Genomic DNA, 8,221 nt, shown 5'->3' with positions numbered 1-8,221 from the left:
ATCAAGTTCGGCAAATCACTTACGATATGTCATTGCGAATGCAACGAAGTGGAATGAAGCAATCGCAAAGGTTTGGGATTGCCACGCTCCGCTCGCTTTTGACTAAGTACTAAGTCGGACATGATATTAGACCTCTCCAGAAATTACAGCAGTTTTCATGTATTTGAACCACATCTATCGTAGGGGTAAAGCGCAATGCTCATTGGTGTCAACTTAAGCTAAAAATCGCTTATCTGTTGGCTTCCACGCCCGCCCAGAAATGAATTTCAGGGCTTATAGCTAAAGTCTACTGAAGTAGACTAAAAATTTTTCGGATTGTTTAGTCATCAAAAGATGACTTAAGCTATTAGCAAGGAACTTCAGTTCCTTGCGGGACATGGCTTTTACGTTAAGTTGACACGTATGAGCATTGCGCTTTACCCCTACCGCGTGGTCTATTTACCTGAAAATAGCTGTAAATATGCGTTATCCAGAATCCTTGTAGAGATGCGAAATTGGACTGGGCTTCGCCCCATTGCGCGTAGCTTGCTTCCCCATAGGAGTATAGTGATTTTGAAGTTTGCATAGGGAGATAAGGACGGTCATGGATGTAATTGTATTCGGGTTGATGCTGTTATCCTTGACAATTTGGTTGGTATTACTATGTTTTTGGGGACAATTTTGGCAGACAGACCAGCAATTAGAGGTTACAGAAACTCAGTTACAATCGTTACCTGTGGTTTGTGCCGTCGTTCCAGCCCGTAACGAAGCCCAATTGCTACCAACTACACTGCGATCGCTCCTACTCCAAGACTATCCTGGTTCTTTAAACGTATTTTTGGTAGACGATCGCAGCACAGATCGGACAGCAAATTTTGCCGAAGGAGTTGCACACGCTGTAGGTAAACCCCAGCAATTGCATATTATCTCTGGCGTTTCACTGCCTTCTGGTTGGTCGGGCAAACTTTGGGCAATTGAGCAAGGTATAAACAGCGCGAGTTTATTTGCACCTGACTATTTTTTCCTGACCGACGCAGATATCGAACACGATCCTGGTAATCTCCGCCGACTCGTTGCTAAAGCTGTGCAGGAAGATTTAGATATGGTTTCGGTAATGGTGCGACTCAGGTGTGAGAGCTTTTGGGAAAAACTTTTGATTCCGGCTTTCGTCTTTTTCTTCCAAAAACTCTATCCCTTCCGCTGGGTAAATAATCCAAACAATCCCACAGCCGCCGCCGCTGGAGGATCTATTCTGATCACCCGTGAAGCTTTAGAGCGAATCGGTGGTATTCAAGTAATTCGCCAAGCTTTAATCGACGATTGCGCCCTGGCTGACGCTGTTAAGAAGAGTGGGGGACAAGGGGACAAGGGGATAAGGGGACAAGGGGATAAGGAGAACAACCATGCCCCATGCCCCATGCCCTATGCCCCATGCCCCATGCCCTATGCCCCATGCCCCATGCCCAATCAAGGGCGTATCTGGCTAGGATTAAGTACCCTGACTCGAAGTCTGCGTCCCTATGACTCGCTGGCGACGATTTGGGATATGGTTGCTCGTACTGCTTATACCCAACTGAATTATTCTCCATTACTACTATTGGGAACTTTAGTGGGAATGCCTTTGATTTATCTGGTTCCACCTGTGTGTGTAATCTTGGGTGCAGTTTGGGGTAATTGGGCGATCGCATTTACGGGTTTATTAGGATGGCTATTAATGACTTTTGCTTACTACCCGACAATCCGTTTTTATAAATGTTCTCTCTGGTTCGCTTTTAGCTTACCCGCGATCGCTTTTCTCTATACCCTGATGACTCTAGACTCAGCACTACGTCATTGGCAAGGACGCGGCGGCGCTTGGAAAGGAAGAGTTTACCCCAACCCAGATAATTTATAGTTGGGATAAAATTGAATTTCAAAATAATATGGCTTTACGTGTTAATAATAAAAACAAGCCTATTGATTAGCCTCCTAAATTATCATTCCCTATTGCTCTGGGAGCAAAATTGGACTTGATCTTATATCTACGGGTATTGTCCTTGAATTATCAATATTTTTCGTGAAAGCACCCGATTGGGAACATTAAACTGAAGTAACCTTGCAGTCCCTTGACCAATCTGAGTTTTTCCTTCTATTCTGGCATTTTCAAGATAAAAATGTTCATCCCAAATTAGGCGGCGGGGATTAAACAATGGGACAATCTCTTGAGTAAGCTGGTCTATAGTAGCAAAATCAGAGCCTTTGTGACGATTACATGATAAACATGAAAGTGCCAAATTCTCAGCAGTAGTTTCACCCCCATGTTTGACGGCAATAATATGGTCTACTTCATGGGTATAAATAGAAAAGTTTTGATGGATTTGGCAATATTCACAGCGTGCTAAAGCTCTCTGGGTGACTAACCTACGGAGTTCCACACAAATCGAATTAGAAGTCATATTATGGACTTGCAGAATAAGCTCGTGCTTTTAATAAAATCATCATTTGCTCTAGTTGCTCGTAAACATCTAATTCTGCTAATTCCATTTGACTGAGTGTTGCAGAGCGATTTTTCTCTAGTAATTCTTGTAGGCGTGTTTGAGATTGAAATGAAACTTTAAAATTAATAATTTCTTCTGGTTTTGGTCCCTTAATTAAAAAATCAATAACTTCTTGATAAACTGCTGGAATATTTGTAGTTTCCGAGTTAACTGTAGGCTGAATGGTTATTGGTAGATTAACATCGTCTAGTAATCGCCAAAGCAATTCGGGTAAGCGATTTTGCAGAGGTTCTAAACGTTGAGCTAGTTCATCAGGAATTTGAATAGTGAATTCTGCCATTGGTGCTTTTGTTGCGATTTTGCACTTTTACGAATATGGATTATATCCTAATTATAGCTTTCAAGCCCATTGCTGCACCAGATGCCATTGCTTTGATACGGGCATCACACCCCAATAGTTAGCGGCACCTAGATTTTTTGGATCGTCGGCTTTATATTTAACCAGTGATTTGTCCTACTCAAATACAGTGGCTAAATATAAAGCGCGAAAGCTAAAATTCAAGTAAGCCGAAAGTGGTTGATTAAAAGAATTATGACAACCGCAACACCAAAAGATAATCCTATTAGTATCCCCGAAAAGTTGCCTTTTCTGGAGTCAATTTGTTGGCAGACAGCCGATGTCTATCGGTTTACTCCAGAAGAAATGCTGAGTCGCTATGAGCGTGGTTGGCAATATCGCAACCTATTTAATAATCTTGAGGGTGAAGAACTCAATTTTCTTCAGGAATTGGCCAGACGCTATAAATCCTGGTTGCAAGTTTGTTTATGACCGAAACAGACTCATTATACAGAGCAACTAAATTTATTTCTGGAAATTATTAATTTTGAATTTTGAATTTTGAATTTTGAATTCGGAGCGTTCGCGCAGCGTCTCGTAGAGAAGCGACGTGACCTTCAGGTTAGAACACCATAATCAAATTCTCACAATTCTTGAATGCTTCGATTCTGACATACTTAGGAAGGGTTCTGCTTACTTCGGCTTCGCTCAGTACAACTACTTCGGTGGCGGAACCCTTCTTGCACTTGAGTTGAAAGAATATCGCTGGAGTAAGGACGTTGATTTTATCGCTTATGTTGGTACAGAAGGCTACAAATACCTACGTACAGTGGTATTTGAAGGTGGGCATGAAGCATTATTTCGGGATTTAAGTAAAATCCAAGTTGGACGTAGCACAACTGACCAATATGGAATTCGGATGATGAAACATTCTTTCATCTCATGCAATCTACTTTTGGAGGTTAAGAACTAATACCAAGAGCGGGAGTGTGAAGCTCAAATTTCTTTGCATCAATTGCCCACAAGTGGAAGTCAGTATCTCCCTGACGTTTATAAAAAATTCTATGCCCCTCATCTACGTCTCCTGGTTGTACTGAAAGGAGAACAATCACATCAATTTGCTCTGATCCGTCTTCCTTTTTCTCAATCGATATCGTGCTGTAGTAAAAATCGACACCATTAATGGGGATAATACCCTTAAACGCCAGCTTTTCACTGTGAAAGTCCACATCCCGCACATGATGTTGCCAAAGAAAGTTGGCTGTACCGTTTGAAGTTGTGATGATAAAAGTCCCCACATTCGGAGCAAGAAATCCTACATCCTCAAATTCGGGAGGAATAGTAGGCTTGACACTGGACAGATCTGCACTAAGAGTTTTCGGAAATGTCATACAAAACCTTTGAGTTTTTTTTGTTTGGCTAAGAAAAATTGAAAAGATAATTCAAGACTTACGCCTTGACAAAAATTTTTTACTGTGCATCAAACGTGACTTGATTTACACCAACAGTAGATAGTTATTCTTACTTACAACACAATTTTAACACAGACTGACTGCGATTAAACAAGTTATGCCCCATGCCCCATGCCCAATGCCCCATGCCCCATAAGCAATGGTTGAGCCGCTTTCAATATCGCATCCAGCAACCCTGGAAACAGCGCCTCTAAATCTTCACGCCGCAGGATGTTAATGTGCTGTGTCCCTTCTTTACGTGTAAAGACTATCCCAGACTCCCGCAAAATCTTAAAATGATTAGACATAGTAGACTTAGCGATCGCAAAATCAAAACTGGCACAGCATTGTTCCCCCTCAGTAGCCAGCCGTCGCACAATCTCTAGCCGCACTGGATCGCCCAATGCATACAGCACTCCCGGTAAAGAAATATTTTTTCTATCTGGATGATAAAGAAATCTCATAGTTGCATTATCTCATCAGGTGGCATATATTTTTATTATTCGATAATATCGAATTATAGAATTAATTAGGAAGGCAATTTTATGTCATCCATTACAAATGTCACAGAAGCCACATTCAAGCAAGAAGTCTTGGAAAGTGAAATTCCGGTATTAGTGGACTTTTGGGCGCCGTGGTGCGGCCCTTGCCGGATGGTGGGCCCAGTCGTCGATGAAGTTGCTGCTGAATACGAAGGACAGGTGAAATTTGTGAAGCTGAACACAGATCAAAATCCTACTGTCGCCAGCCACTATGGTATTCGCAGCATTCCGACGCTGATGGTTTTTAAGGGAGGTCGGCAGGTCGATACTGTCGTAGGGGCAGTTCCAAAAACCACCTTGAATAAGACCTTAGCACAGCATCTTTAATTTAAGCGAAGGGGAGTGGGGAGTGGGGAGTGGGGAGTGGGGAGTGGGGGAGATGAGGGAGATGGGGGAGATGAGGGAGATGAGGGAGATGGGGGAGATGAGGGAGATGGGGGAGATGAGGGAGATGAGGGAGAAATAAGCAATGTCCTGTTTGGCCAGTGCCCAATACTTCGACTTACCTCGGCTTCGCCCTTCTCTACGAGAGGCTGCGCCAACGGCTGCGCTCAGGACAAGCTCAGGACAAGCTCGGCACAAGTCGCGGTTCCTGAGCGTAGTCGACTTGTACGCTCGCTAGTCGAAGTAAGGGCAGTACAAGTGACCAATGACTAATACTTCGGCTTACCTCGGCTCCGCTCGGCACGAGTCGCTCAGTACAAGTGACTAATGACCAAAATAATTTGGAGATAAAACCAATGACTAGTGATGTCAACTTATTTTCTCCTTACCAATTAGGGAATCTGGAACTACCTAACCGGATAGTGATGGCACCCTTAACCCGAAACAGGGCAGGTCAGGGAAACGTACCACACCAACTGAATGCAACCTATTACGTTCAACGTGCTTCCGCCGGACTGATTATTGCTGAAGCAACACAGGTAACTCCTGAAGGACAGGGCTATCCCGCTACACCAGGAATTCATTCACCAGAACAGGTGGAGGGCTGGAAGTTAGTAACCGATACCGTACATCAGCAGGGAGGGAGAATTTTTCTGCAACTATGGCACGTAGGCAGGATTTCTCACCCAGACTTACAACCAAATGGAGCTTTACCTGTAGCACCTTCTGCCATTGCTCCTAAAGGTGAAGCCGCAACTTATGAAGGGCCAAAACCCTTTGTTACTCCCCGTGCTTTAGAAACTTCGGAAATACCGCAGATAGTGGAACAGTACCGTCAAGGAGCGGCAAATGCTCTAGCGGCTGGGTTTGATGGGGTGGAAATTCACTCAGCTAATGGTTATTTAATAGATCAGTTTCTGCGCGATCGCACTAATCAACGTACAGATAAATATGGCGGTTCTATTGAGAATCGCGCCCGATTCCTGTTAGAAGTAACAGAGGCAGTAACTAGTGTGTGGGATTCTAACCGAGTAGGGGTACGTTTATCTCCCAGTGGGACTTTTAACGATATAGGTGATTCCAATCCCCTGGAGACATTCGGTTATGCGGCTCAAGCGTTGAACCAATTTAATTTGGCATATCTGCATATTTATGAGGCAACAGAAGCAGACATCAGACATGGCAAGATAATTGTACCCACTACTCATATACGCGATCGCTTTACAGGTACACTCATCGTCAATGGTGGTTATACTCGTGAAAAAGGCAATGCTGTACTGGCAAACAAAGCAGCAGATTTAGTTGCCTTTGGCACATTATTTATATCAAACCCAGATTTACCCCGACGCTTGGCTTTAAATGCACCATTAAATGAAGCAAATCAAGCAACCTTTTATGGTGGCAATGAAAAGGGATATACAGATTATCCATTTTGGTCGCCTGCTAATGAGCCAGTAGCTAAGGCGTAATTCGTAATACTTCGGCTACGCCCTTACTTCGACGCCGCCCTTCGGCTACGCTCAGGACAAGCTCAGTACAAGTCGGCTACGCCCTTACTTCGACGCAGCGAGCGTACAAGTCGGCTACGCTCAGGACAAGCTCAGGACAAGCTCAGTACAAGTTCGTAATTATGACTGTACTTTGCGCGTGCAGTAGGCAAGTCGTTTGTTCTGAAACAAGGAATAATTTTTATTTTTGTTTCGTGAATAAATAAATTTGCTTGTATCCTAATTACGTTAGTGCAGTGGTAGCGAGTTACTCACCTGGGCAATTGGAAATCGCGTCTACACAGACGAAACCCACCTCCGTGGGTTTGAAATCCTTGATTTTGTGTTAGTCCACGGAGGTGGACGAGAGCTTGTGTAGTAGCGAATTATATTCGCCCAAAACTTTTAAAACATCCTCTTAGCGTTTCGTAGAGAACGTCATTACAAATTATTTGGTCATAACTCAACTATCAGGAGAATTTCATGAGTTCCATCACCCAAACTCAAGCTTTAGATGTACCCAGTGCGATCGCTCAACGTCGTTCCATCAAAACTTTTAAAACAGACCCCATCGCCCCAGAACTGCTCAAGCAACTGGTAGAGTTGACCGTGGCAGCGCCTAGCAGCTTTAATATGCAAGACTGGCAAATTATTCTTGTGCAAGATGAGGCGCAAAAGGCAGCACTATCAGCAGCATCGTGGAATCAACAGCAAATTGTCCAAGCACCTGTAACCTTCGTCTTTGCCGCCGATCCTAACGTAGGCGAACGAGACTTGACTCCGATTCTAGAGCGGGGACTCGAAACTGGGGCATGGAATGAAGGTACGGTAAACTACTTTAAAACCGCTGTTCCCCAATTTCAAGCGGCACTGGGTGACAAGCGACGCGAATATGCGATCAAAGATGCCATCATTGCCGCGACTCATTTGGTGTTAGCAGCAGAAAGTTTAGGATTATCCACTTGTTTTATGAACGGTTGGATTGAGGATCAGGTAAAACAAGTGATTGGTGCAGGGGATAATCCAGATTTAGCGATCGCTGTTTTAGTTCCTGTTGGCTATGCAGCAGAACCACGCTTAAATCCAGGTCGTTTGCCATTTTCTTACAACGTCTCTGTGGATAGAATCGGTAATCCTTATGCAGGGTAGTTTTCTTGAAATTGGGAATGGGGCATAGGGCATTGGGCATAGGGCATGGAGAATAGGGGATGAGTCTTTGATACTCGTGAATGAGTCTTTGATACTCGTGAATGAGTCTTTGATACTCGTGAATGAGTCTTTGATACTCGTGAATGAGTCTTTGATACTCGTGAATGAGTCTTTGATACTCATGAATGAGTCTTTGATACTCATGAATGAGTCTTTTATACTCGTGAATGAGTCTTTTATACTCGCCGACGAGTCTTTGATACTCATAAATGAGTCTTTGATACTCGCCAACGAGTCTTTTATACTCGTGAATGAGTCTTTAAACCTGCTCCCCCTGCCTCCCCTGCTCCCCCTGCTCCCCCATCTCCCCCTGCTCCCCCATCTCCCCCTGCTCCCCCTGCTCCCCCATCTCCCC

The 8,221-nt window shown here is 43.9% G+C and carries 12 protein-coding genes; 8 read left to right on the top strand and 4 right to left on the bottom strand.

Annotated elements, in window-relative coordinates:
• The first annotated feature begins 583 nt into the window (after nucleotides 1–583).
• Nucleotides 584–1,873, top strand: a complete 1,290-nt coding sequence (locus LC574_RS15415) for a glycosyltransferase (protein WP_229454330.1) — start codon at nucleotides 584–586, stop codon at nucleotides 1,871–1,873.
• 127 nt (nucleotides 1,874–2,000) lie between these two features.
• On the opposite strand, the gene LC574_RS15410 is transcribed toward LC574_RS15415, so the two are convergent.
• Both LC574_RS15410 and LC574_RS15405 read right to left on the bottom strand, forming a co-directional pair.
• Nucleotides 2,001–2,414, bottom strand: coding sequence for an HNH endonuclease (locus LC574_RS15410; protein WP_229454329.1), 414 nt, complete (start codon nucleotides 2,412–2,414; stop codon nucleotides 2,001–2,003).
• Between the two features lies 1 nt (nucleotide 2,415).
• Nucleotides 2,416–2,796 carry a hypothetical protein gene (locus LC574_RS15405; protein WP_229454328.1) on the bottom strand — a complete coding sequence of 127 codons (381 nt, stop codon included), beginning with the start codon at nucleotides 2,794–2,796 and terminating at the stop codon, nucleotides 2,416–2,418.
• Between the two features lie 252 nt (nucleotides 2,797–3,048).
• Here LC574_RS15405 and LC574_RS15400 point away from each other — a divergent pair, with 252 nt between their 5' ends.
• Together LC574_RS15400 and LC574_RS15395 are read left to right on the top strand one after the other, a co-directional pair.
• Nucleotides 3,049–3,285: a hypothetical protein gene (locus LC574_RS15400; RefSeq protein ID WP_229454327.1), complete on the top strand. Its 237-nt coding sequence runs from the start codon at nucleotides 3,049–3,051 to the stop codon at nucleotides 3,283–3,285.
• Nucleotides 3,286–3,403: 118 nt separating this feature from the next.
• Nucleotides 3,404–3,766: a nucleotidyl transferase AbiEii/AbiGii toxin family protein gene (locus tag LC574_RS15395; RefSeq protein WP_229454326.1), complete on the top strand. Its 363-nt coding sequence runs from the start codon at nucleotides 3,404–3,406 to the stop codon at nucleotides 3,764–3,766.
• On the opposite strand, the gene LC574_RS15390 is transcribed toward LC574_RS15395, so the two are convergent.
• A complete protein-coding gene (locus tag LC574_RS15390; RefSeq protein WP_229454325.1) occupies nucleotides 3,756–4,184 on the bottom strand; it encodes a hypothetical protein in 429 nt (142 codons plus the stop codon). The genes LC574_RS15395 and LC574_RS15390 overlap by 11 nt on opposite strands.
• A gap of 176 nt (nucleotides 4,185–4,360) precedes the next feature.
• Entirely contained in the window at nucleotides 4,361–4,708 is a 348-nt protein-coding gene (locus LC574_RS15385; RefSeq protein WP_229454324.1) for a helix-turn-helix transcriptional regulator, read from the bottom strand.
• Nucleotides 4,709–4,789: 81 nt separating this feature from the next.
• Here LC574_RS15385 and trxA point away from each other — a divergent pair, with 81 nt between their 5' ends.
• From trxA to LC574_RS15360, 5 genes are all read left to right on the top strand, one after another.
• The gene (trxA, locus tag LC574_RS15380; protein ID WP_012412473.1) at nucleotides 4,790–5,113 is read left to right on the top strand and encodes a thioredoxin; all 324 of its coding nucleotides are present in this window, start codon (nucleotides 4,790–4,792) and stop codon (nucleotides 5,111–5,113) included.
• A gap of 36 nt (nucleotides 5,114–5,149) precedes the next feature.
• Nucleotides 5,150–5,443 carry a hypothetical protein gene (locus tag LC574_RS15375; protein WP_229454323.1) on the top strand — a complete coding sequence of 98 codons (294 nt, stop codon included), beginning with the start codon at nucleotides 5,150–5,152 and terminating at the stop codon, nucleotides 5,441–5,443.
• Between the two features lie 83 nt (nucleotides 5,444–5,526).
• Nucleotides 5,527–6,639 carry an alkene reductase gene (locus LC574_RS15370; protein WP_229454322.1) on the top strand — a complete coding sequence of 371 codons (1,113 nt, stop codon included), beginning with the start codon at nucleotides 5,527–5,529 and terminating at the stop codon, nucleotides 6,637–6,639.
• Nucleotides 6,640–7,140: 501 nt separating this feature from the next.
• Entirely contained in the window at nucleotides 7,141–7,806 is a 666-nt protein-coding gene (locus tag LC574_RS15365) for a nitroreductase family protein (protein ID WP_229454321.1), read from the top strand.
• A gap of 67 nt (nucleotides 7,807–7,873) precedes the next feature.
• On the top strand, nucleotides 7,874–8,221 hold a 348-nt coding region (locus LC574_RS15360; RefSeq protein ID WP_229454320.1), incomplete at its 3' end, for a hypothetical protein.

This window comes from Nostoc sp. CHAB 5715 (assembly GCF_020829685.1).
GTDB lineage: Bacteria > Cyanobacteriota > Cyanobacteriia > Cyanobacteriales > Nostocaceae > Nostoc.
Note: the sequence above shows the minus strand (reverse complement) of the source record. Positions and strands in the feature narration are given on the sequence as shown.